The organism is Novosphingobium sp. PP1Y (assembly GCF_000253255.1).
Classification (GTDB): Bacteria; Pseudomonadota; Alphaproteobacteria; order Sphingomonadales; family Sphingomonadaceae; genus Novosphingobium.
The window spans coordinates 3,672,575-3,696,257 of record NC_015580.1 but is presented as its reverse complement, the minus strand read 5'-3'; the positions used below and the strand labels follow the sequence as shown (position 1 = coordinate 3,696,257).

Genomic DNA, 23,683 nt, shown 5'->3' with positions numbered 1-23,683 from the left:
GACCAGATTCAGGTTGCGCGGAAGGCCAGCAGCGACAGGCCGAAGCCGGCGAACAGCCCGCCGGTCAGCCGATTGAACGCGCGCTTCACGCCGGCGCGGTTGAGGTGGCGCGAGAGTGCGCGGCCGCTTCCCGCATAGACCGAATACCAGAACGCCTCGATCACCGCGAAGACGCCGACGAGAATCGCGAACTGCGGCACTTGCGCAAGGGCCGGGTCGATGAACTGCGGCAGGAAGGCGGCGGCAAAGACGATCGCCTTGGGATTGCTGATCGAGATCGCGTAGCCGCCACGGAACAGGGCCTGCCATGAAACTTCGGGCCGCAGGTCCTGGGTTTCGGTCTCGTCCTCGCGAACCGGCGCGCGCCATGCCTTGACCGCCAGGAACAGCAGGTAAGCCGCGCCCGCGATGCGAAGCGTGGTGAAGGCGCCCGGCAGCGCATGGAGCAGAGCGCCCAGGCCGACCGCAGAAGCGGCCAGCAGGGTGACGAGGCCGAGCAGGCAGCCCGCCATCGTCGCCACGGTACGCTTCATGCCCAGCTCGACGCTGCGCGAGAGGACGTGGAGCATGTTCGGTCCCGGGGTCGCGCTCAGCAGGAAGACCGCGACCGCGTAGATCCACAATGTATGCAATGCCATGTGTGGGTCAGGCTTACTTGGGCGTGTCGAGTTCGTTGCCGGTCAGGGTCACGACATGCAGCAGGTTGGTCGAGCCGGGAACGCCGAAAGGTACGCCCGCCAGGGTGACGAGGCGCGATCCGCCGGCGCCGAAGCCATGGCGCAGGGCCATGCGCTTGCCCTTGGCGATCATCTCCTCGAAGCTGCCGATGTCCCGGGTCGAGACCGTGTGCGCCCCCCACAGCAGGGCGAGGCGGCGGGCCGTCTTCTGCGAGGGGGTGAGCACCAGCATCGGCGCGGCGGGGCGTTCGCGGGCCACGCGGCGGGCCGAGCCGCCCGAACCGGTGAAGACGATGATCCCCTCGATCGGCAGCGTGTCGGCGATGGTCGCGCACGAAGCCGAAAGCGCGTCGGCGGTCGTGGCATCGGGCGGCGTCTGCGCAAGGTGGACGCGCGCGTTGTAGGTCGAATCGCCTTCGACCTGCGATGCGATGCGGTCCATGATCGTCACTGCCTCTACCGGCCACTGGCCCGCGGCCGTCTCTGCCGAGAGCATGACCGCGTCGGCGCCGTCGTAGACCGCGTTGGCAACGTCGGAAACTTCCGCGCGGGTCGGCGAGGGGCTGGTGATCATCGATTCCAGCATCTGCGTGGCGACGACGACCGGCTTGCCGTGACCGCGCGTGATTTCGATGATGCGCTTCTGGATCGGCGGCACTTCTTCGGGATTGAGTTCGACGCCCAGATCGCCGCGCGCGACCATGATGCCGTCGGACAGCTCGATGATCTCGTTCAGGCTCTCCACCGCGGCGGGCTTTTCGATCTTGGCCATCAGCGCGCCGTGGCCGCCCATCAGGCGCCGCGCTTCGGCGACGTCCTCGGGGCGCTGGACGAAGGAGAGGCCGATCCAGTCGGCGCCTTCCTTGACTGCGAAGGCGAGGTCGCGCCGGTCCTTCTCGGTCAGTGCCGGGACCGGGACGATGGCATCGGGAATGTTCACGCCCTTGCGGTCCGAGATCTGCCCGCCGACTTCGGCGCTGCATAGGATCGCGTCCGGTTCGGCGCGCAGGACGACAAGGCGCAGCTTGCCGTCATCGATCAGTAGGCGCTGGCCCTTTTGGAGCAGGCCGAACAGTTCGGGATGCGGCAGGCAGACGCGTTCGTCGTTGCCCGGTTCGGGATTGCGATCGAGGGTGAAGTGTGCGCCGTGGCGGATGAAGGCCTTGCCGCCCTCGAACTGGCCGACGCGCAGTTTCGGTCCCTGCAGGTCGCACAGCACCGCGACCGGGCGCATCAGGTCCTTTTCGACCGCGCGGATGTTGGCGATGGTCTCGCGGTGGGTTTCGTGATCGCCGTGGCTCATGTTGACGCGGAAGGCGTCGGCCCCGGCTTTCAGCAGCTTGGCGATGGTCTCCTTGTCGCGGCTGGCGGGGCCTAGCGTCGCCAGGATCTTGACCTTGCGTGCGCGTTTGATGCCGCGGTGATGCGGGGATCGACGGTTGGGGAGATTGGCCAAGTCGTTTCTGCCTCTTTCGAAGTTGCCCGGTCATATGGCAAAGGGCAGGTTACAAACCAAGGACGAATGGCAGGGATATGACCCAAGAATACGAAATCGCAGATCTTGACGACGCAATCGCGGCCGCTGCCTTCCGCCGGCTGGTGGGCCATCTCCAGCAGCGTCACGATGCGCAAAACATCGATTTGATGGGGCTTGCAGGCTTTTGCCGCAATTGCCTTGCCGACTGGATTCGCGATGCGGGATTCGCAGGCGACAAGGCCGAGGCGCGTGCGCTGATCCACGGCATGCCCTTCGCCGAATGGAAGGACAAGTACCAGACCGAGGCGACGCCCGAACAGCTCGCCCGGATGGAGGAAAGCCTGAAGAAGAACGGCGGATCGCACTGAACGCTGGTGCGCGGGCGGCAGGCCGCTCGCGCGCGGGCTTTTTCGGCACCTGCAATTTCCACAGGTCCGGCTTTGCCCGAATCTCCGGCTGCGGCTATCAGCCCCGACCAATCGATTCACCATCCCAGTTTCCGGAGCTGACACCCCATGGCCGAAACCACCGACGATCGCCTGCGCCTGCTGATCGAGCGCGTCGAGCGCCTCGAAGAGGAAAAGAAGGGCATCTCGGACGATATCCGCGACGTCTACAACGAGGCGAAGGCCGTGGGTTACGACGTCAAGATCATGCGCCAGATCGTGCGCCTGCGGAAGATGAAGCCCGACGACCGCCGCGAAATGGACATGATTCTCGATACCTACAAGGCCGCGCTCGGCATCGACTGATCGGCCTGCGCGGCAGCTGCCGCGCAGCGGGAAAGTGACGATCGAGGCTGACCTCGGCCCCGGCTTGCGCTAGGCATGCGCCACAAGCCCAAGGCCGAGGAGAGAGCCGAATGATCGTCACGACCACGCCTGCCGTCGAAGGCCGTCCCGTCCAGCACTACCTCGGCATCGTCACCGGCGAGGTCATCGTCGGCGCGAACATCTTCCGCGATCTCTTCGCCTCGATCACCGACATCGTCGGTGGCCGCTCGGGCAAGTACGAGCAGGTGCTGCAGCGCGCCCGCAAGGAAGCGCTGGCGGAAATGGAAGCGGAGGCCGCGAAGCTGGGTGGCAATGCCGTGGTCGGCGTCGACCTCGACTACGAGGTGATCGGGCAAAGCGGATCGATGCTGATGGTCAGCTGCTCGGGCACGGCCGTCGTCGTCTGAGGGCATCGGGGGCGGTTGCCCTTGGCCATGCGCCTGTTGTAAGGGCGCGCGATCTTTCCCGCCGGGAACCGGTTCCGGCGATCCAAAACGAAATAACGGGCGGACCCATGGCAGGCCATTCCAAGTTCAAGAACATCATGCATCGCAAGGGCGCGCAGGACAAAAAGCGCTCGGCGATGTTCTCCAAGCTTTCGCGCGAAATCACCGTCGCAGCCAAGATGGGCATGCCCGATCCGGACATGAATCCGCGCCTTCGCGCCGCCGTCAACGCGGCCAAGGCGCAGTCGATGCCCAAGGACAACATCCAGCGCGCGATCGACAAGGCCAGCAAGAACGATGGCGAGAACTACGAGGAAGTGCGCTACGAAGGTTACGGCCCCGGCGGCGTCGCCCTCATCGTCGAGGCGCTGACCGACAATCGCAACCGCACCGCCACCAACGTACGCACCGCCTTCTCCAAGAACGGCGGCAACCTCGGTGCCAGCGGCGCGGTTTCCCACGGCTTCGAACGTCTCGGCCTGATCGAGTACCCCGGTTCGGTAGGCGATGAGGACAAGGTCCTCGAAGCCGCGATCGAGGCCGGTGCGCAGGACGTCGAAAGCGACGAGGAAAGTCACTCGGTCTGGACTGCGGTGGAGGACCTGCACGAAGTCGCTCGCGAACTGGAAAAGGCGCTGGGCGAGGCCGAAGGCGTCAAGCTGGCGTGGAAGCCCAACATCAAGGTCGACGTCGACGCCGACACCGCTTCGACCCTGCTCAAGCTGGTCGACACGCTGGACGATGACGACGATGTCCAGACCGTCTGGGGCAACTACGAGATCTCAGACGAGGTCATGGAACAACTGGGTTGATCCGGCACCGGGCGGATAATCGCGTCCTGCCCGAAAGCCCGGTCCCGGGCGCACCGCCGTCATGATCATCATCGGCCTCGATCCGGGCCTGACCTGCACTGGCTGGGGCATCGTCGCCAAGTCGGGCAGCAGGCTCAGCCACGTTGCCAACGGGCAGATCCGCACCGATGCCAAGGCGGCGATGGCCGACCGCCTTGTCGAACTCGACGCGGCCCTGACCGACGTGATTCTCCACCACCGGCCGGATGCGGGCGCGGTGGAGGAAGTCTTCGTCAACGTGAACCCGCAGTCCACGCTCAAGCTCGGTCAGGCGCGCGGCGTTGCCATGCTCTCGCTGGCGCGAGCCGGGATGCCCGTCGCCGAATACTCGACCAAGGTCGTCAAGAAGGCGCTCGTCGGCACTGGCGGGGCTGAGAAGGCGCAGATACAGGCCATGCTCAAGGTGCTGCTGCCCGGCGTTAAGCTGGCCGGCGAAGACGCCTCCGACGCTCTGGCCGTCGCGATCACCCACGCCAACATGCTTGGCAGCCATCGCTGAGCGCTGGCGGGAAGCCGGTAATTACATGTCGTTCCGGGCAATCGCCTGCTGGTAGCTGTCGCGGGTGTCATGCGTGCAGGTGCCGGGGCGCACGAATAGGCAGGGACTGTCCCCTGCAAGCGGCAGGCAGGCGCGGCGCTCGTATTGCTGCGGCACCGGCGTGTCCGCGTTGAGAACCAGCGCGTCGGCCGCCGCAGCAAGGCCCGGAGAGAGCGGCCGGTTGCCGGGCAATACGCCTTCGGGCGCCAGCATCAGCGGTACGCGGCGGGGCAGCAGCGCAGGCACCACGTGGCTCTTGAACTCGTAGGCGATGGCGATGCCGCAGACCTTGGGGGCCTGTGCCGCCAATCCGGCCAGACGGGGAATCGCGCCGCCGCCGCGCCAGGCACTCGCTCCGCCGGTCATGGTGGCGGAAAAGGCGGACAGCAGGGCGATGGCGCCGCAAAGAATGGCGGCGCTGCGCAAGCTCCCGGGTTCCTGTCCGCGCCGATTCGCCAGCCAGTCGGCAAGGCGCACGAGGGCGATGGCGGACAGGATGACGATGGTCAGCGTCGTCAGCCAGACGAAGCGGTATTCCTTGTGGCCGATCAGGCTGTGCACGATCAGGTTGGCCAGTGCTGCCAGCATGAGCGGTCGATAGCGCCGTCCGGCCAGCACCGCTCCCGCCAGCGCCGGGGCGAAGACCGGCCAGAGATGCTGCTGGAGCATCCCGAGGTAGGCAAGCGGCGGTGAAGTGCCGAAGCGCGCGGCGATGCCTTCGCCGATGTTCTTGGATATGCCGACCACGACCCAGCCGAACGGCGGCAATCCGGCGGCGAGGTCACTTGCCGCGCCGACCAGTAGCGCGGCCAGTCCGCCGAGCATGACAGGCACCCAGCGCCCACGGTCCACGCGCAGGGCGGCCAGCGCCAGAACGCCGGCAAAAACCGCGTATTGCATGCGCACCAGCACGGCGAGGCCCAGCAGCAGCCCGCTCAGCACGAGCGCGCGCCGCGAGGCGCTCCGATCGAGGAGCAAGGCCGCGCCCGGCAGCATGAGCGCGGCGCCCAGACTTTCGGCCAGCATCAACTCGCTGAAAAGCACGCTTTCCCACCAGACCGACGCTGCGAAGAGCGCAACCAGTGCGGCGGCGCGCGAGTGAAGGGCGCCAAGACGATAGGCCGCGGGCAGGACCAGCAGGTTCAGTGCCAGGAATGCCGCGCGGGCGAGGGCGACGGGCAGCATGGTGGCGGGGCCAAGCGCGTGGCCGAGCCAGACGGGCAGGGCAAGCACTTGCGGGATCAGCGCATTGCGCAGGCCCACGCGCCATTCCCAGGGGACTACGCCATGACCGGTCACGAACCGGTTGGCCTGTTCGAGATACTGAAGCAGTTCGTCCGAGTAGGCGATGTCGTAAAGCGAGAACGCACGCACCCGCAGGACCAGCGCTGCGATCAGGGTGAGGACGACGAGCAGCTTCCAGCCCGGGGACACGCGTTCCCCCCGTTCCTGCCCCGATGTCCGGTCAGCCCGATCTTGCCCCATCGCACCCATGCTTAGTCCTCGCCGGCGGGCTTGTCACCGCATTGCGTCGGGGGTGATCCACGGCTCTTCCGCCTTTGCGCTTGCGGCGCGACTCGCCCTTGTGCCATAGGAACAAACCATGATCGCCAAGCTTACAGGTCTGCTCGACGATACCGGCTCGGACTGGGCGATCATCGACGTCAACGGGGTGGGATACCTCGTCCATTGCTCCGCCCGCACGCTGGAGCACCTGGGTATTCGCGGCGACAGGGTCGTCGTTCATACCGAAATGCAGGTCTCCGAAACCGACCAGCGCCTCATCGGCTTTGCCAGCGCGGCGGAGCGCAACTGGTTCCGCCTGCTGACGGCCGTGCAGGGCGTCGGCTCCAAGGTGGCGCTTGCGATCCTCTCGGCGCTCAACACCGAGGAACTGCAGCGCGCTTGCGCCGGCGGTGATGCCGCGATGGTCGCTCGGGCCAATGGCGTCGGGCCGAAACTGGCAAGCCGAATCGTCAACGAGCTGAAGGAAAAGGCCGGCGGCATGCCGACCGCGCCGGGCTCCCCGGGTGTGGCGACGTCAGCAGCGCCCGCAGGTTCGGTCAGCGCCGATGCGGTCTCCGCGCTGCAGAACCTCGGCTTCAAGCCCGCCATCGCCAGCACCGCAGTGGCTCATGCGATGGGCGAACTGGGCGATGACGCCGACCTCAACGCCATCGTTCGCGTGGCCCTCAAGAGGGCTGCGGGGTGACTTCAGGAATTACCCCGGCACCTCACCCTGAACTTGTCTCAGGGTCCATTCCATCCCAAGCGGCCAGGTCATGACCGACAACCCCATTCTCACTTCGTCCCGTCAGCCCGAGGATGCCGACGCGGCGCTGCGTCCCAAGACGCTTGAGGAGTTCGTCGGACAGGCGGGCGCCAAGGACAACCTGCGCATCTTCATCGAGTCCGCCAAGTCGCGGCGCGAGGCGATGGATCACGTGCTCTTCTTCGGCCCTCCGGGTCTGGGCAAGACCACGCTGGCGCAGATCGTCGCGCGCGAACTGGGCGTGGGCTTTCGTGCCACCTCCGGCCCGGTCATCGCAAAAGCGGGCGACCTCGCCGCACTGCTGACCAATCTGGAACAGGGGGACGTCCTGTTCATCGACGAGATTCACCGGCTCAACCCGGTGGTTGAGGAAGTGCTCTATCCGGCGATGGAGGATCGTGCCCTCGATCTCATCATCGGCGAGGGGCCTTCCGCGCGCTCGGTGCGTATCGACCTGCCGCCTTTCACCCTGATCGGCGCGACGACCCGGCAGGGGCTGCTGCAGACGCCCTTGCGCGACCGTTTCGGCATCCCCGTGCGCCTGCAGTTCTACACCGTGCCCGAGCTTGAACATGTCGTCACGCGCGGCGCGGGACTGCTGGGCATCGGCATGGACAAGGGCGGGGCGACCGAGATCGCCCGCCGTTCGCGGGGAACGCCGCGCGTGGCCGGGCGGCTGATGCGCCGGGTGCGCGACTTCGCACATGTCGCGGGAAGCGATGTCATTACCCGCGCCATTGCCGACGATGCGCTCACCCGGCTCGAAGTCGATTCGATCGGCCTCGATGCGCAGGACCGGCGCTACCTCCATATGATCGCCGACATCTACAAGGGCGGTCCGGTTGGCGTCGAGACGCTGGCCGCGGGCCTCTCGGAGCCGCGCGACACGATCGAGGAGGTGATCGAGCCCTACCTGATCCAGCTCGGCCTCGTCGCGCGCACGGCGCGCGGGCGTTGCCTCAACGATCTGGGCTGGAAGCATCTGGGATTGACGCCGCCCGCAGGGCCGCAGGGCGGGCTTTTCGATTCGGAGCAATCGACTGACTAGCTTCGAAAAAGCGTCGGAGACGTTTACAGAATCGGCATCTGGCAGTCCCGTTTCGGCACAGGCCTTGGGGCTTGATGATTAATTAACCGCGTTTCCCGCTTCGGGACGCCCGATTCACGGTTAACGCCGTTGTCGCGTTAAGCTTTCTGCGTGTTCTCTGTGCCAGATGGACTGGTCGGTTAGCCATTCAGGCAGCCGCAAAGACCAAACGGAACAAAGAGAGCTTCGCTTATGTCGGTTCGGATGGCCCTTGCAAAATTGTCTGCCTGCGCGGCAGGCTGCGCCATCATTGGGGGCGGCGCCGTCCACGTGGCGGAAACCCCTTCCAAGGAAGTGCAGTACCGCAAGGTCAAGCAGGCCAAGGTCGCTCAGCCCAAGCCGGTCAAGCGCGTGGTGAAGAGGGAACTTCCGCGCGAAACCAAGCGCGTGCGCAAGATCATCAAGCGGACCTGTTGCGAACAGCCTGAAATGGCCATGGTACCGCTTCCGCCGCCTTACATCCCGCCGGCCCCCCAGCCGCCGGTCGGCGGCAGCGGTGGCGGCGTGCCGGTGGTGATCGGCGGCGGGCCGCTGGGCGGTTTCGGCGGCGGCTTCTTCGGCGGTTTCTTCGGTGGCGGCGGTGGCGGCGGCGGAAACGTCGTGATCAGTTCGACGACCAGCGGCGGATCGACCTCCACCTCGACCGGCGGCCTGACCTCCACGACGACGGGCGGCTCCACTTCGACGTCCAGTTCGAGCGGCGGCGTAACCTCGACCACGGGCGGCGTGACCTCGACTACCGGCGGCGTGACCTCGACCACGGGCGGCGTGACCTCGACCACGGGAGGTGTGACTTCGACGACATCGACCAGCTCGGGTAATGTTTCGACCAGCTCCTCGTCGTCCTCCTCGTCGAGTTCATCGTCGTCGTCCAGTTCATCTTCGAGTTCGTCGGGCGGCACGACCTCCAGCGGCGGTTCAAGCGGCTCGTCCTCTTCGTCGAGCAGCAGCTCGTCCTCCTCGGGTTCCTCGTCCTCGACCAGCAGTTCGTCTTCCTCGAGCAGTTCCTCGTCGTCGGGCGGTTCGACCACTTCGGGCGGACCGCCTCCGCCTCCGCCGCCTCCTCCTCCGCACGATGTGCCCGCGCCGCCGATGCTCATTCTGTTCGGAGCGGCTGCCGCGACAGTCGTTGGCCGGCGTCGCCTCGCCAAGGGCAAGACGGCCGGCCGATAGCCGGCGCAAACCCGTTCCAAGGGGGGAAGGGCGGCACTTCGGTGCCGCCCTTTTTGCTTGAGCGCCGCACGCTGCGTGACATTCGCGGGTTGGGAAGCGGGAGCATCACCTTGGCGCGATGACGTTGCCAGCGAGCCTCGATGCGGATTGCGTCCAAAGAAAAACCCCGCCCCGCGCGATGCGGGACGGGGCATTGTCTCAGCCGTCAGGACAGGGCGATCAGGCCGCCAGCTTGCGCAGCACGTACTGCAGGATGCCGCCGTTGTTGAAGTATTCGAGTTCGTTGGCGGTATCGATGCGGCACAGCGCAGTGAAGGTGAAGGTCGAGCCGTCCGGACGGGTCACTTCGACTTCGACGTCCTGGCGCGGCTTGAGGGTGGCGACGCCCCGGATGGTGAAGGCATCGTCACCGGTCAGGCCAAGGCTCTGGCGGGTATCGCCGTCCTTGAACTGCAGCGGCAACACGCCCATGCCGACCAGGTTCGAGCGGTGGATGCGCTCGTAGCTCTCGACGATGACGGCGCGAACGCCCAGCAGGTTGGTGCCCTTGGCCGCCCAGTCGCGCGAGGAGCCGGTGCCGTATTCCTTGCCGGCGACGACCACCAGCGGCGTGCCCTGCTCCTTGTACTTCATCGCGACGTCGTAGACCGGCATCACTTCCTCGCCGAAGCGCGAAATGCCGCCCTCGGTACCCGGAACCATTTCGTTGCGGATGCGGATGTTGGCGAAGGTGCCGCGCATCATCACTTCGTGGTGGCCACGGCGCGAGCCGTAGGAGTTGAAGTCGGCCTTGGCGACCTGGTGCTCCATGAGCCACTGGCCCGCGGGGCTGTCTGCCTTGATCGAGCCGGCCGGCGAGATGTGGTCGGTGGTGACCGAATCGCCGAGGATCAGCAGCGGCTTGGCCTCGATGATGTCGTTGACCGGCGCCGGGGTCATTTCCATGCCCTCGAAGTACGGCGGGTTGGCGACATAGGTCGATCCGGCGCGCCAGTTGTAGGTTTCCGAACCGACGACGTTGATCGCCTGCCAGTGCTCGTCGCCCTTGTAGACGTCGGCGTAGCGGGCCTGGAACATCGAGCGGTCGACGCATGCGGCCATGGTTTCGGCGACTTCGAGGTTGGTCGGCCAGATGTCCTTGAGGAACACGTCCTGGCCGTCCTTGCCCTGACCGATCGGGGTGGTGGTGAAGTCTTCGACCACCGTGCCCTTCAGCGCGTAGGCGACGACCAGCGGCGGCGAGGCGAGGAAGTTGGCGCGCACGTCGGGGCTGACGCGGCCTTCGAAGTTGCGGTTGCCCGAAATGACCGCCGAAGCGACGAGACCGTTTTCGTTGATCGCCTTGCTGATCGGTTCCGCCAGCGGGCCGGAATTGCCGATGCAGGTGGTGCAGCCGTAGCCGACGAGATTGAAGCCGATGTTGTCGAGGTGCGACTGGAGGCCGGCCTTGTTGAGATAGTCGGTGACGACCTGCGAGCCCGGGGCCAGCGAGGTCTTGACCCAGGGCTTCGGCTTCAGGCCCAGCTCATCGGCTTTCTTGGCGACGAGACCGGCAGCAATCAGCACGCTCGGGTTCGAGGTGTTGGTGCAGCTGGTGATGGCCGCGATCATGACGTCGCCGTCGGTGATCGAGAAGTCCTTGCCTTCGACCGGAACGCTCTGGCGCTCCTTCTTGTAGGTTTCGGCCATGTCCTTGTTGAACACGTCGTCGACCTCGGTGAGGATGACCTTGTCCTGCGGACGCTTCGGGCCGGCAAGCGAGGGCACGACGGTCGACAGGTCGAGTTCGAGAGTCGAGGAGAAGATCGGCTCGGGCGCACCCGGCTCCATCCAGAAGCCCTGCTCCTTGGCATAGGCTTCGACGAGGGCGATCTGCTCTTCCTCACGGCCGGTGAGGCGCAGGTAGTCGATGGTCTTGTCGTCGATGCCGAAGAGGCCGCAGGTCGCGCCGTATTCCGGGGCCATGTTGGCGAGCGTGGCACGGTCGGCGAGGCTCAGCGAGGCGAGGCCCTCGCCGTAGTATTCGACGAACTTGCCGACCACGCCGTGCTTGCGCAGCATGTTGGTGCAGGTCAGCACGAGGTCGGTGGCGGTGACCCCTTCCATCAGTGTGCCGGTGAACTTGAAGCCCACGACTTCGGGGATGAGCATCGAAACCGGCTGGCCGAGCATCGCGGCTTCGGCCTCGATGCCGCCGACGCCCCAGCCCAGCACGCCAAGGCCATTGACCATGGTGGTGTGGCTGTCGGTGCCCACGCAAGTGTCGAAGTAGGCGACCGTTTCACCGTTCTGATCCTCGCTGGTCCACACCGATCTGGCGATGTTCTCCAGGTTCACCTGGTGGCAGATCCCGGTGCCCGGGGGAACCGCGTAGAAGTTGGAGAGCGACTTGGAACCCCACTTGAGGAAGTCGTAGCGCTCCATGTTGCGGTGGTATTCGATCTCGACGTTCTGCTCGAACGCCTTGGGGTGGCCGAACTCGTCGACCATGACCGAGTGGTCGATGACGAGGTTGACGGGAACCTGCGGGTTGATCTTGGAGGTATCGCCGCCCAGCGAGGCGATCGAGTCGCGCATCGCGGCAAGGTCTACGACGCAGGGAACGCCGGTGAAGTCCTGCAGGAGAACGCGGGCCGGGCGGTACTGGATTTCCTCGCCGGTCACCGGGTTCTTCTGCCAGTCGGCAATGGCCTGGATGTCGTCGGTCGAGACGGTGAAGCCGCCGTCCTCGAATCGCAGCAGGTTCTCGAGAAGGACCTTCATCGAGAAGGGCAGACGCGAAACGTCGCCGATCTTCTCGGACGCTTTCTTCAGCGAATAGTAGGCGACCTGCTTGCCGCCGACGGTCATGGTGCTGCGGGTGCCGAGCGTATCCTGTCCGACTTGGGTCATGGTAGGCAATTTCCCCTTGGTTATGGAGCTTGCCTCCCTGATCGGGCGGCCCAGAGGGAATCGCGGGCCGTGCTGCAGTGCGACAAGCGGATTCGTTGCCCTGCGGATGCGCGCTCGAGGGTCTCAGGTCAAGGGGGGCAACCTGCTACTAAAGGCCAGTTTTCGCGTTTCTGGCGCCGATCAGACAGCCGATGACGATGAGAACTGCGCCGAGCACCGTCGTTATGCCGACCTCTTCTCCGAATTGCAGCCAACCGAACAGGGCGGCCCAGAGAAAAGCGGTGTACTCGATCGGCAACAGCACCTGGGCTTCCGCGCGGGCATAGCCCCAGGACAGGAACAGGATCGCCATCGTCGCGAGGGCCGCTCCGGCCAGGGTCAGGCGCAGGCTGGCGGCGTCGGGCGTCACTGCCAGCCAGGGCGAAAAAGCCAGGAATATCATCGCGACGATAAGATTCTGGAACAGCGCGATCTCGACCGGGCCGGCCAGCAGCGCCTGCTTGCGCTGGAACACCAGGTTGAGGGCGTAGAACAGGGCCGAGCAGAGGATCGCGGCGACACCCTCGACGGCTTCAGGCGAATAGCTGCCGTCGCCCAGTCGGCCGGCAGCGATGATCAGCACGCCGATGACGCCCATCGCGGCGGCAACTATGGCCCGCGGGCGGATTTTCTCGCCGAGCAGAAGCGAGGCGAAATAGAGCGCGACGATCGGCGAGATGAATGACAGGGCGATCGCTTCCGCCATCGGGATTCGCACAAGGCCATAGAAGAACAGCCCGGCCATGGCCGCAACGATGGCGGCGCGCTGGGCATGGATGCGCAGGACCTTGCGGTTCGGCAGCGGCCTTCCCGCGAAAAACCAGATCGGTAGTGCGAGCAGGGTGCCGAAAATGTTGCGAAAAAGCAGTGCGGTGAAGACCCCGGTGGCGATCGAGGCCCCTTTCATCGCCGCATCCATGGCGCTGAACGCCGCAATTCCCGTGCAGACGGACAGGACAGGCAGTAGTGTGGACACCGGCTTGCTCGAATCCGCTTGCATGGCCCCTCCTGTCGGGCCCGGTTCATTTGTGCGCAAGCAATTCATCGCAGGCTCAGGACAAATCCTTGAAGAGTAGGCTATGAGGGAGCAAATCGGGGCCGTAAGCGCTTCGTGAACGGCTCCTTGCGGCAGTTCCTTGGTTCTAGAGAATATCGGGCAGGTTTCGAAGAATATGACGAGTTTCAAGCGGTTCGGCTTTACGGCGCTTTCGACGGCGATGGCGGTAAGCCTGACGGCGCAGCCCGTGCTTGCGCAGCGCATCAAGACCGAGATGCCCGAGGACATCCTGCCCAAGCCGGCTGCGGCCAAGCCTGCGCCTGCCGCGACCAAGCCCGCGACGGCGACGACTGCTCCGGCCACATCGCCCGCTCCAGCGACGATCCCGATGCAGTCCCCGGTCAATCCCGCCAGCCAGCAGCCGTTGCCGGGCGCGAACGGCACGGTGTCCGAACCGGTCGTGCAGCCGATCTTCCTGGCCGAACCGGTGATGTCGTGGTCGCTGGCCGATGCCAAGGCGCTGCTCTCGACGATCGAATATATCGGCAAGGAAGGCCTGCTTCCGGCCGACTACCAGCCAGCAGCACTCAAAGCCGCCATTGCCGGCGGCGAAAGCGATGCGCTCGATGCCCTGGCGAGCAAGGTCTTCGCCTGGCTGATCGAGGACCTGCGCGACGGGCGTACACCGATGGAAGCGCGGGTGCAGTGGTTCGCGGTCGATCCCGACCAGGACGACATGCCGACCGCGCAGATCATGGCGCAGGCCCTGTCCGACCATGACGTCCCGGGCGTGGTCGACAAGCTGGCGCCCACGGTGCCCGACTATGCCGCCCTCAAGGCCGAACTGGCCACAACGCCGATGGCGAACAAGGCCAAGCGCGCGTTGATCCGCGCCAACATGGACCGCTGGCGCTGGCTCGCCCGCGACCTCGGCGATGTCTACCTGCTGACCAACGTGCCCGAGTTCCAGCTGCGCCTGACGGTCAGGAACAAGATCATCCGCACCTACCGCACGGTCGTCGGCAAGCCGGGGCGCACTGCGACCCCGCAGCTGGCCGAGACAGTGACGGCGGTCGTCTTCAACCCGACCTGGACGGTCCCGCAATCGATCGTGCAGGGCGAGGGCCTCGGCCAGAAAGTCCTGAACAACCCGCGCTGGGCCAAGGCTGCCGGCTACAAGGCGACCAAGGGCGCTGACGGGACGATCTACGTCGTCCAGCAGCCGGGACCGACCAACTCGCTGGGCCTGATGAAGATCGACATGCCCAACCCGCACGCGATCTACCTGCACGACACGCCTGCCAAGCAGTACTTCGATGAGGACGTCCGGGCTTTCAGCCACGGTTGCATCCGCACCGAACGCGCGGTGGAGCTGGGCATGACCATGGCGATCCTCGGTGCCAAGATGCCGGCAGCCGAAGCGGCCGACATCTCGCGCTCGGGCGAATATACCAAGGTGGAGATGACCCGCACCTTCCCGGTGTACCTGACCTACTTCACCATCGCCCGCTCGATCGACGGGGAACTCAAGCAGTTCAACGACATCTACGGTCGCGACAAGCCGGTGCTCGACAGCTTCACCCAGCCGCGCCAGCTCAAGACCACGCAGCGCACCAGCGACGAAGAGATCATCGAACTCGACAACCCGCTCTGAGCGGCGCAGCGCAGCCTACTGCAATGCCTGGTGGCGTCGTTACCCCGGACCCGATCCGGGGTCGCGCCTGCGCGGGGATGATGGAACTGGCTGGGGCAAAGCCACGTCAATCGTCTCGATTGTCATCCTGAACGCGTTTCAGGATCCATCTGTCGGAGCGCGCCGAGCATTCTCGGCAGCGTAACCTGAACCGGAAGTTCGCCGTCGAAGCGCCTCAGAACTGTCGGATTACCGCCAGGAAGGCATCGCCGTAAGCGTCGAGCTTGCGCGAACCGATGCCGCCGATTTCGCCCATTGCGGCGAGCGACGCGGGCTGGACCGTCGCCATCTCGCGCAAGGTGGAATCGTGGAAGATGACGTAAGGCGGCACGCCCGCTTCTGCGGCGAGATCGCGGCGCAGCGCGCGAAGCGCTTCGAACAGCGGATTGCCGACGGGATTGGCGCCGGTGTCGCGGCTGCTTGCGCCGCCACGCCGCTTGCGCTCGCGCTTGGGGGGCAGGACAATCGGCACGCTGGCCTCGCCCTTAAGGATTTCGCGCGCATCCCCGCCCAGTGCGAGGCCACCGTGTTCGGTCGGGATCAGGCTGCCACGGGCCTGCAGCGCGCGGGCCAGCGGCTTGAGCAGGGGCTTTTCGTCCTCGGTCATGATCCCGAAGACCGAAAGCTGGTCATGCCCGCGCTGGAGCACGCGGTCGTCGGCGATGCCGGTCAGCACCTTTTCGAGGTGACCCAGGCCATAGGACTGCCCGGTGCGATAAACGGCCGAAAGCAGCTTGCGCGCCAGTTCGGTCATGTCGGCGACGCCCGGGGGCTCAAGGCAATTGTCGCAGTTGCCGCAAGTGGGCGCGGGGTCCTCGCCGAAGTGGCGGAGCAGGACGGCGCGGCGGCATTGGGCGGTTTCGACCAGCCCTGCCAGCGAATCGAGCCGCTGGCGCTCGGACTGCTGGCGGCGCTCTTCCACTTCCGACAAGCGGATGCGCGCGCGGGCGAAGTCGTCCGCCCCCCAGAACATCACCGCGACGGAAGGGTCGCCGTCACGCCCGGCGCGTCCGGTTTCCTGGTAGTAGCCCTCGATCGACTTGGGGATGCCGGCATGGGCGACGAAGCGCACGTCGGGCTTGTCGATGCCCATGCCGAAGGCAACCGTGGCGACCATCACCATGTCCTCGCTGGCAACGAAGGCCGCCTGGTTGCGTGCGCGGATCTCTGGCGAAAGACCGGCGTGGTAGGGCAGGACCCGGCGACCGGTGGCGGCCAGGGTCTCGGCCAGCTGCTCGACGCGGGCGCGGGTCGGGGCGTAGATAATGCCGGGGCCGGGGTTCTCTTCCAGCAGCGTCTTGAGCTGGCGCGCGGCATTCTCGCGCGGGCGGATCGCATAGCGGATGTTGGGCCGGTCGAACCCGGCGACGATCAGGCCGTCATCGGCAATGCCGAGCTGGGCGAGGATGTCGGCGCGGGTATGGTGGTCCGCGGTCGCGGTAAGGGCAAGGCGCGGTACTTGCGGAAATGCGTCGAGCAGCGGGCGCAGCAGCCGGTAGTCGGGCCGGAAATCGTGCCCCCATTCGGAAACGCAGTGCGCTTCGTCGATGGCGAAGAGCGAGACGCGCGCCTTGGACAGCAGCTCGCGGAAATGCGGCTGGCTGGCGCGTTCCGGGGCGACGTAGAGCAAGTCCAGCTCGCCCTCGCGGAACCGGTCGATGGTCACTTCGCGGTCGGTATCGGCACTGGTGAGGGTCGCGGCGCGGATGCCGTTGGCCGTGGCGGAACGCAACTGGTCGTGCATCAGGGCGATCAGCGGGCTGACGACCACGCAAGTGCCTTCCAGCATGACCGCCGGAAGCTGGTAGGTCAGCGACTTGCCCGCGCCGGTGGGCATGACCGCCACCGTCGACTGGCCCGCCAGCACGCGCGAGACGACATGTTCCTGCACGCCGCGAAAGGCGGTGAAGCCGAAAGTGGCGTGAAGGGCATCGAGCGCATCGGGAAGCAGGTCGGCAACAGGCACGGGGGGCTTATGGCAGACGCGGCCATGGCCTGGGAACCGCCCGGGGGTTAATTTTCCGCCGTTGCGGTGTCCGGCCTGCGAAGATTTCGCGCCCGGACATGCGCAAACCGGTTCGATCCGGGGCATGTGGGATAAATCACAGCAGCGCTGTGCAGACGCGCACAGACCCGCCCGCCGCCTGGCGCCATATTGGGTTCATCGAAAGACAGCCCCGGCAAGCGGGCTGCACATGCGAGGGATCAGGCACATGGAACCGACTGCAGGAAAGATTTTCGGAATGATCGGCGGAGCCGTCCGCCTGGCCACCCAGGCCGCGCAGACCACCCAGGCCGCCCTGGCCCCGGCATCGGCAGGGATGCCGCGCTGGATCGCCGCGACCGGTCATTTTCCCGTTCCCGGCCGCCGGCCGGTGCAGGCCGGCCGGTAGGCAGGTCTGTCGTGGGGGGCGGGTTCCGGGCGCGGGGGCGGCCCGGAACCCGTTAACGTGCGGGCCCTGTCGGCTTGCGAGCGCGTTGTCGCTCAGTCGAGGTTGGGACGCAGCCAGCGTTCGGCCGTCGCCAGCTCCACCCCGCGCCGTCCGGCGTAGTCCTCAAGTTGGTCCCGGCCGATGCGCGCGACGCCGAAATACTGGCTTTCCGGATGGGCAAAGTAGAAGCCCGAAACCGCGGCGGTCGGCAGCATCGCCTGGCTTTCGGTCAGCACGATTCCGGCATTGTCCTGCGCCTTGAGCAGGTCGAACAGGATCGGCTTGAGCGAGTGGTCCGGGCAGGCCGGGTAACCGGGGGCCGGACGGATACCGCGATATTCCTCGCGGATCAGCGCTTCGTTGGTGAACTGCTCTTCCGGCGCATAGCCCCACAGGGTGGTGCGCACGTGGCTGTGCAGGCGTTCGGCGAAGGCTTCGGCGAAGCGGTCGGCCAGCGCCTTGAGCAGGATGTCCGAATAGTCGTCGTGTGCGGCCTGGAAGCGTGCGAGGTGCGGTTCGATGCCGTGGATGCCGACCGCGAAGCCGCCGAGCCAGTCGTCCTGCGTATCGATGAAGTCCGAAAGGCAGAAGTTGGCGCGGCTGCGCGATTTCTTGAACTGCTGGCGCAGGAAGGGAAGGCGGGTGCCGTCTTCCAGCAGAACGTCGTCACCTTCACGGTGAGCGGGCCAGAAGGCGCAGACGCCCTTGGCCGTCAGCCACTTCTCGCTGACGATCTGTTCCAGCATCGCCTTGGCGTCGGCGAACAGGTTGCGGGCGCTTTCGCCCACCACTTCGTCCTCGAGGATCGCCGGGTAGGTACCGGCCAGTTCCCAGGCGCGGAAGAAAGGCGTCCAGTCGAACGTCTCGACGAGATCGGCGAGGTCCCATGCCTCGAAAACGTGCAGCCCGGGCTGTACCGGGGCGGGGGCCTTGTCGGCGAAGTCGGGCTTGAACGCGTTCTCGCGGGCATCGGCCAGCGCCAGCAGGTCCGACTGGCCCTTGCCCTCGCGTGCCTCGCGCACTTTCTGGTAGTCGATGGCGACCGAGGACTTGAAGCCTTCGGCCTGCGTGTCCGACAGCAGCTGCGAGGCGACGCCGACCGCGCGGCTGGCGTCGAGCACATGGATCACCGGGCCTTCGTAGGCCGGATCGATGCGCAGCGCGGTGTGGACCTTGCTGGTCGTCGCCCCGCCGATCAGCAGCGGGATGTTCATCTGCGCGCGCTGCATTTCCTCGGCCACGGTCACCATCTCGTCGAGCGAGGGGGTGATGAGGCCGGAGAGGCCGATGATGTCGGCATCGTTCTCGTTCGCGCTTTCGAGGATCTTCGACCAGGGAACCATGACGCCCAGGTCGATCACTTCGTAGCCGTTGCACTGCAGGACGACGCCGACGATGTTCTTGCCGATGTCATGGACGTCGCCCTTGACGGTGGCCATGACGATGCGGCCCTTGGCCTTGGCACCTTCTTCCTTCTCCGCCTCGATGAAGGGGATGAGGTGGGCGACGGCCTTTTTCATGACGCGCGCGGACTTGACGACCTGCGGCAGGAACATCTTGCCCGAGCCGAACAGGTCGCCGACGACGTTCATGCCGTCCATCAGCGGGCCCTCGATCACCTCGATCGGCCGACCGCCACGGTCTGCCGCGGCCTGGCGCGCTTCCTCGGTATCCTCGACGACATAGGCATCGATGCCCTTCACCAGCGCGTGCTCCAGCCGCTTGGTCACTTCCCACCCGCGCCATTCCTCGGCGGCCTTTTCGGCGGCCTTGTCCTGGCCCTTGAAGCTCTCGGCGAGTTCGATGAGGCGCTCGGTCGCATCCTCGCGGCGCATCAGGATCACGTCTTCGCAGGCGTCGCGCAGCACCGGGTCGATCTGGTCGTAGACGTCGAGCTGTCCGGCATTGACGATTGCCATGTCGAGCCCGGCCGGGATCGCATAGTAGAGGAACACCGAGTGCATTGCCCGGCGCACCGTCTCGTTGCCGCGGAAGCTGAACGACAGGTTCGACAGGCCGCCCGAGAAATGGACGTGCGGGCAGGCCTCGCGGATTTCCTTCACCGCCTCGATGAAGTCGAGCGCGTAGCGGTCGTGCTCCTCGATGCCGGTGGCGACGGCGAAGACGTTGGGGTCGAAGATGATGTCCTCGGGCGGGAAGCCGATGCCGGTGAGCAGCTTGTAGGCGCGCTTGCAGATCTCGACCTTGCGCTGCCTGGTGTCGGCCTGGCCGGTCTCATCGAAGGCCATGACGACTACGGCGGCGCCGTAGGTCATGCACTTGCGCGCCTGTTCGAGGAACGGTGCCTCGCCTTCCTTCATGCTGATCGAGTTGACGATCGGCTTGCCGGACACGCACTTGAGGCCGGCCTCGATCACCTCCCATTTCGAGCTGTCGATCATCACCGGAACGCGCGCGATGTCGGGCTCGGCGGCGATCAGCTTGAGGTAGGTGGTCATCGCCTCGACGGCGTCGAGCAGGCCTTCGTCCATGTTGACGTCGATCACCTGCGCGCCGTTCTCGACCTGCTGGCGGGCCACTTCGACGGCGGCGGGATAGTCGCCGGCCATGATCAGCTTCTTGAACTTGGCCGATCCGGTGACGTTGGTGCGCTCGCCGACATTGACGAAACGGGCAGATGAAGGTGTCGCGGTCATTGTTTTTCTCGTTGAATCACTGTGCCGGAACGGGCGTCAGCACACGCGCCAGTACGAAGTCGTCATAAGTCTTGCCGCCGACATCGAAGCGGCGGGTCCCGATCGTCTCGAAGCCGTGCTTGGCATAGAACGAAAGGGCGCGGTGGTTGTCTTCCTTCACGCCGAGCAGGAGGCGCGTATGGCCCGGGGTCGCGGCTACGACCGCCTGCATCAGGGCGCTGGCAAGCACCGTGCCCTGGTAGCGCGAGAGCATGTAGATGCGCTTGAGTTCGAGGTCGCCCTCCTGCGCCAGTTCCAGTTCCGGTGCGCAGACCATGGCGTAGCCAACGGGGGCGTGGCCCGGTTCGACTTCCGCCAGCCAGGCCTTGGCGCCCTTGGCCAGGTAGGCGCGGTAGGTCTCGGCGCTGTGCTGGTGGACGCAGTGGGAAACGATGCCGCTACCGTCGACGATACCCGCAAAACTCTCGAGAAACGTCGCCGAACCGATGAGCGAGAGGGCCTCCGCATCGTCGGGGGCCGCCTGCCGGATGCGCCAGATGGGTATGTCGTCCATGGCCTGGGTTCCTGCCTCTTCAAGCTGCCATGATGAAGGGTTCGAGGCCGGCCAACCGCGTTACCGGTTCCAGTGAGGGAACCTTGCGCGGGGCAACGCCCTTCACCTGCCGCGCGATTGCCGCGATATGGGCCGGGGTGGAGCCGCAGCAGCCGCCCAGCACGTTGACCTGGCCCGCGACGGCCCACTCGCCGACAAAGCCCGCGGTCGTGTCGGGCATTTCGTCGTAGGCGCCCAGTTCGTTGGGCAGGCCCGCGTTGGGATAGATCATGATCAGCGTATCGGCGATTTCCGACAGCGTCTTGACGTGCGGGCGCAGCTGGGTGGCGCCGAACGAGCAGTTGAGCCCGATCGTGATCGGCCTGGCATGGCGTACCGCGTGCCAGAACGCCTCTACCGTGTGGCCGGAAAGGTTGCGGCCCGAAAGGTCGGTCAGCGTCATCGACAGCATGATCGGCACTTCGCGGCCCAGCTCGGCCTCGAGCTGCTTGACCGCCATGATGCCGGCCTTGGCGTTGAGCGTGTCGAACACCGTCTCGATGAGGATGAAGTCCGCTCCGCCCTCGACGAGCGCCGCGGCCTGTTCCTTGTAGACGTCGACCAGCGTGTCCCAGTCGATTTCGCGGTACCCCGGGTCGTTGACGTCGGGGCTGAGCGACAGGGTCTTGTTGGTCGGGCCGATGGCGCCGGCCACGAAGCGAGGGCGCGAAATACCGCTTGCGGCGTCCTTGGCCTGGAATTCGTCGGCGACCTTGCGGGCGAGGCGGGCCGATTCGACGTTGATCTCGCGCACGAGGTGCTCGGCGCCGTAGTCGGCCTGGCTGATGCGGTTGGCCGAGAAGGTGTTGGTCTCGGCAATGTCCGCGCCTGCCTCGAAGTAGGCGCGGTGGATCGCCTCGGGCACCTCGGGCTTGGACAGCGCAAGGATGTCGTTGTTGCCCTTCTGCTCGTGGCTGAGGCCCAGGTTACCGGCGTAGTCCGCTTCGGCGAGCTTCCAGTTCTGGATTTCCGTGCCGAAGGCGCCATCGGTAATGAGGATGCGCTTGGCAGCCTCGGCCAGGAAAGTTTCGCGAGGCGACATCAGCCGATCTCCTTGGGGCGCAGGCCGAGAAGCTGGCAGATCGCGTAAGCCTGCTCGGCGCGGTTGAGAGTATAGAAGTGGAAGTCGCGTACGCCACCGTCATAAAGGCGCTTGCACAAGTCGGCGGCGGCGACCGCGGCGACGAGGGCGCGCGGGCCAGGGCGATCGTCGAGACCTTCGAACATGGCCTCGAGCCAGGCGGGGATCTCGGTATTGCCTGACATGCGGCGGATCGCGGCGAAGCTGGTTACCGGCATGATGCCGGGCAGGATCGGCGCAGTGATCCCGGCGGCCAGCGCCTTGTCGAGAAAGCGGAAATAGGCGTCCGTCGAGAAGAAGAACTGGGTGATCGCGCGCGAGGCGCCTGCATCCAGCTTGCGCTTGAGGTTGTCGAGGTCCGTCTCGGCGCTCGTCGCTTCGGGGTGGATTTCGGGATAGGCGGCGACCGAGATGTCGAAGTCGTGGCGCGCCTTGATCCCGGCGACCAGATCGGCGGCATTGGCGTAGCCTTCCGGGTGGGGCACGAAGATGCTGCCGTCGGCCGGCGGCGGGTCGCCGCGCAGGGCGACGATATGGCGCACGCCCGCTTCCCAGTAGCGGTCGACGATCTCGTCGATCTGGGCCTTGCTCGCCGCAACGCAGGTAAGATGGGCGGCGGGCACGAGGTCGGTCTCGCGGATGATCCGCGAGACCGTGGCATGGGTCCGTTCGCGGGTCGAGCCGCCCGCGCCGTAAGTGACCGAGACGAAGCTCGGGTGGAGCGGGGCAAGCTGGGTGATCGCTTCCCAGAGCTGCATCTCCATCTTCTCCGTCTTGGGCGGGAAGAATTCGAAGGAGACGGAGATATCGCCCGGCTGCACCCCGAACAGGGGAGCGTCAGCCGGTCGGATTGCGGCGGTCATGGGCGCGCGGCCTTTCCTTTAGCATTATCCTGGTTCGCGGGCGCCGTGCCTGAGCTGCGGCGTCCCGTCCAGATTTTCACGGTGAGAGGGTCCCCCGGCAGAGCCGCGGGCGATTCGGGCGCGAAGCCCGCGTCGGTGAGAAGTCCGAGCATCTGCTCGTCCGAAAAGCCGAGTCGGGCGTGGGCGTGACGCTCGCGCAGTTCCTCGCGTTCATGCGCGGCGAGATCGACGACGGCGATGCGCCCGCCCGGGCGGGTGACGCGTGCGGCTTCGGCCAGTACGGTCGCGGGTTCCTGAGCAAAGTGCAGGACCTGGTGGAACAGCACGGTATCGAATGCCGCTTCGGCGAAAGGCAGCGCGGTAAAGTCGCCCTGCACCAGATCGAGCTTGTCCGATGGCAAAGATTGCAAGCGGGCGCGCGCAATTCGCAACATCTCCGGGCTTTTGTCGAGCGCGGTGACGTGGCTGGCGCGGTCGGCGAGAAGCTCGGCCATGCGTCCGGTGCCGGTGCCGATGTCGAGCAGCTTGCCTGCCTTCTCGCCGTCGAGCTTGCCGAGCAGCGCGGCCTCTACCGGCTCGTCGGCGCCATGGAGCTGGCGCAGCGTATCCCACTCCTGTGCATGGCGGGCAAAGTAGGCTTCGGCGCTTGCCTCTCGCGCGGCGCGAATCGCGGCAAGGTGGCGGCGATCCTCGGCGCAGCGCGCGGCAAAGGTCGTGTCGTCGCGCTCAGCGATGGCAAGTAGGCGGGCCGCGGCGGCCCCCAGCGGCGGGGCCCCGTTCTCGCTCACGGCGCTGCGCAGGAAGACCCAGCTGCCTTCCTTGCGGCGTTCGGCAAGGCCGGCATCGCACAGGATTCGGATATGGCGAGAGACCCTCGGCTGGCTCTGCCCGAGCACCTGGGCAAGCTCGCCGACGGCAAGCTCCATGTGCGCCAGAAGACGCATGATGCGCAGGCGCGTCGGCTCCGAAAGAGCCCGCAGGAGAGGGTCGATCCGCATGGAAAAGCATATAAAGATATCTTTATATGTGCGCAACCCCTAGGATTTCAGCGGGTTTTGCCCCCTCTACTTCCTATTTGCGTTGCACCATAACCTCGTCTAAAGAATGGCGCTGCAGGCTTGCCTGCAAGCGTTGGCGCCTGCG

At 66.0% G+C, this 23,683-nt stretch carries 21 protein-coding genes; 9 read left to right on the top strand and 12 right to left on the bottom strand.

Annotated features, from left to right (window positions below; all coding sequences use genetic code 11):
- Positions 1 to 8: 8 nt before the first annotated feature.
- Both PP1Y_RS23410 and pyk read right to left on the bottom strand, forming a co-directional pair.
- Entirely contained in the window at positions 9 to 638 is a 630-nt protein-coding gene (locus PP1Y_RS23410) for a LysE family translocator (protein WP_013834391.1), read from the bottom strand.
- 13 nt (positions 639 to 651) lie between these two features.
- Positions 652 to 2,133: a pyruvate kinase gene (gene pyk, locus PP1Y_RS23405; protein ID WP_013834390.1), complete on the bottom strand. Its 1,482-nt coding sequence runs from the start codon at positions 2,131 to 2,133 to the stop codon at positions 652 to 654.
- Between the two features lie 77 nt (positions 2,134 to 2,210).
- Between pyk and PP1Y_RS23400 the strand changes: the two genes are divergently transcribed.
- The 5 genes from PP1Y_RS23400 to ruvC all read left to right on the top strand — a co-directional run bounded on the left by PP1Y_RS23400 (position 2,211) and on the right by ruvC (position 4,723).
- A complete protein-coding gene (locus tag PP1Y_RS23400; protein WP_013834389.1) occupies positions 2,211 to 2,522 on the top strand; it encodes a DUF1244 domain-containing protein in 312 nt (103 codons plus the stop codon).
- Positions 2,523 to 2,669: 147 nt separating this feature from the next.
- Positions 2,670 to 2,906: a DUF2312 domain-containing protein gene (locus PP1Y_RS23395; RefSeq protein ID WP_007012906.1), complete on the top strand. Its 237-nt coding sequence runs from the start codon at positions 2,670 to 2,672 to the stop codon at positions 2,904 to 2,906.
- A gap of 110 nt (positions 2,907 to 3,016) precedes the next feature.
- Positions 3,017 to 3,334: a heavy metal-binding domain-containing protein gene (locus PP1Y_RS23390; protein WP_013834388.1), complete on the top strand. Its 318-nt coding sequence runs from the start codon at positions 3,017 to 3,019 to the stop codon at positions 3,332 to 3,334.
- Between the two features lie 107 nt (positions 3,335 to 3,441).
- Positions 3,442 to 4,185, top strand: coding sequence for a YebC/PmpR family DNA-binding transcriptional regulator (locus PP1Y_RS23385; protein WP_007012908.1), 744 nt, complete (start codon positions 3,442 to 3,444; stop codon positions 4,183 to 4,185).
- Between the two features lie 61 nt (positions 4,186 to 4,246).
- On the top strand, positions 4,247 to 4,723 hold the full coding sequence (gene ruvC / locus PP1Y_RS23380; protein WP_007012909.1) for a crossover junction endodeoxyribonuclease RuvC: 477 nt from the start codon (positions 4,247 to 4,249) through the stop codon (positions 4,721 to 4,723).
- Positions 4,724 to 4,744: 21 nt separating this feature from the next.
- Here ruvC and PP1Y_RS23375 read toward each other — a convergent pair whose 3' ends face one another.
- The gene (locus tag PP1Y_RS23375) at positions 4,745 to 6,247 is read right to left on the bottom strand and encodes a hypothetical protein (protein ID WP_013834387.1); all 1,503 of its coding nucleotides are present in this window, start codon (positions 6,245 to 6,247) and stop codon (positions 4,745 to 4,747) included.
- Positions 6,248 to 6,365: 118 nt separating this feature from the next.
- Here PP1Y_RS23375 and ruvA point away from each other — a divergent pair, with 118 nt between their 5' ends.
- Together ruvA and ruvB are read left to right on the top strand one after the other, a co-directional pair.
- Positions 6,366 to 6,974: a Holliday junction branch migration protein RuvA gene (ruvA, locus tag PP1Y_RS23370; protein WP_013834386.1), complete on the top strand. Its 609-nt coding sequence runs from the start codon at positions 6,366 to 6,368 to the stop codon at positions 6,972 to 6,974.
- Between the two features lie 70 nt (positions 6,975 to 7,044).
- Complete coding sequence (gene ruvB, locus PP1Y_RS23365; RefSeq protein WP_007012912.1) at positions 7,045 to 8,082, top strand: Holliday junction branch migration DNA helicase RuvB; 1,038 nt, start codon at positions 7,045 to 7,047, stop codon at positions 8,080 to 8,082.
- Between the two features lie 494 nt (positions 8,083 to 8,576).
- Here the strand turns inward: ruvB and PP1Y_RS26145 are convergent, their stop codons facing one another.
- The 3 genes from PP1Y_RS26145 to PP1Y_RS23350 form a co-directional block, all read right to left on the bottom strand.
- Positions 8,577 to 9,152 (bottom strand): hypothetical protein, encoded by a 576-nt coding sequence (locus tag PP1Y_RS26145; protein ID WP_041559512.1) that lies wholly within the window; start codon positions 9,150 to 9,152, stop codon positions 8,577 to 8,579.
- A gap of 361 nt (positions 9,153 to 9,513) precedes the next feature.
- Positions 9,514 to 12,186, bottom strand: coding sequence for an aconitate hydratase AcnA (acnA, locus tag PP1Y_RS23355; protein ID WP_013834384.1), 2,673 nt, complete (start codon positions 12,184 to 12,186; stop codon positions 9,514 to 9,516).
- A gap of 148 nt (positions 12,187 to 12,334) precedes the next feature.
- Complete coding sequence (locus tag PP1Y_RS23350) at positions 12,335 to 13,411, bottom strand: DMT family transporter (RefSeq protein ID WP_369799488.1); 1,077 nt, start codon at positions 13,409 to 13,411, stop codon at positions 12,335 to 12,337.
- Between PP1Y_RS23350 and PP1Y_RS23345 the strand changes: the two genes are divergently transcribed.
- Positions 13,398 to 14,876 (top strand): L,D-transpeptidase family protein, encoded by a 1,479-nt coding sequence (locus PP1Y_RS23345; protein ID WP_041559135.1) that lies wholly within the window; start codon positions 13,398 to 13,400, stop codon positions 14,874 to 14,876. The two genes, PP1Y_RS23350 and PP1Y_RS23345, sit on opposite strands and share 14 nt — an antisense overlap.
- Positions 14,877 to 15,090: 214 nt before the next feature.
- Here PP1Y_RS23345 and recQ read toward each other — a convergent pair whose 3' ends face one another.
- Entirely contained in the window at positions 15,091 to 16,881 is a 1,791-nt protein-coding gene (gene recQ / locus PP1Y_RS23340) for a DNA helicase RecQ (RefSeq protein WP_041559134.1), read from the bottom strand.
- Positions 16,882 to 17,128: 247 nt separating this feature from the next.
- Between recQ and PP1Y_RS23335 the strand changes: the two genes are divergently transcribed.
- A complete protein-coding gene (locus tag PP1Y_RS23335) occupies positions 17,129 to 17,308 on the top strand; it encodes a hypothetical protein (protein ID WP_041559133.1) in 180 nt (59 codons plus the stop codon).
- A gap of 92 nt (positions 17,309 to 17,400) precedes the next feature.
- On the opposite strand, the gene metH is transcribed toward PP1Y_RS23335, so the two are convergent.
- The 5 genes from metH to PP1Y_RS23310 are packed head-to-tail and all read right to left on the bottom strand — an operon-like array spanning position 17,401 to position 23,538.
- The gene (gene metH, locus PP1Y_RS23330; protein ID WP_013834380.1) at positions 17,401 to 20,004 is read right to left on the bottom strand and encodes a methionine synthase; all 2,604 of its coding nucleotides are present in this window, start codon (positions 20,002 to 20,004) and stop codon (positions 17,401 to 17,403) included.
- Positions 20,005 to 20,020: 16 nt separating this feature from the next.
- On the bottom strand, positions 20,021 to 20,557 hold the full coding sequence (locus PP1Y_RS23325) for a GNAT family N-acetyltransferase (protein ID WP_013834379.1): 537 nt from the start codon (positions 20,555 to 20,557) through the stop codon (positions 20,021 to 20,023).
- Between the two features lie 19 nt (positions 20,558 to 20,576).
- Entirely contained in the window at positions 20,577 to 21,638 is a 1,062-nt protein-coding gene (locus PP1Y_RS23320) for a homocysteine S-methyltransferase family protein (RefSeq protein WP_013834378.1), read from the bottom strand.
- Positions 21,638 to 22,540, bottom strand: coding sequence for a methylenetetrahydrofolate reductase [NAD(P)H] (metF, locus tag PP1Y_RS23315; RefSeq protein ID WP_013834377.1), 903 nt, complete (start codon positions 22,538 to 22,540; stop codon positions 21,638 to 21,640). The genes PP1Y_RS23320 and metF overlap by 1 nt, the downstream gene beginning before the upstream one ends.
- Complete coding sequence (locus tag PP1Y_RS23310; protein WP_013834376.1) at positions 22,537 to 23,538, bottom strand: metalloregulator ArsR/SmtB family transcription factor; 1,002 nt, start codon at positions 23,536 to 23,538, stop codon at positions 22,537 to 22,539. The genes metF and PP1Y_RS23310 overlap by 4 nt, the downstream gene beginning before the upstream one ends.
- Between the last annotated feature and the right edge of the window lie 145 nt (positions 23,539 to 23,683).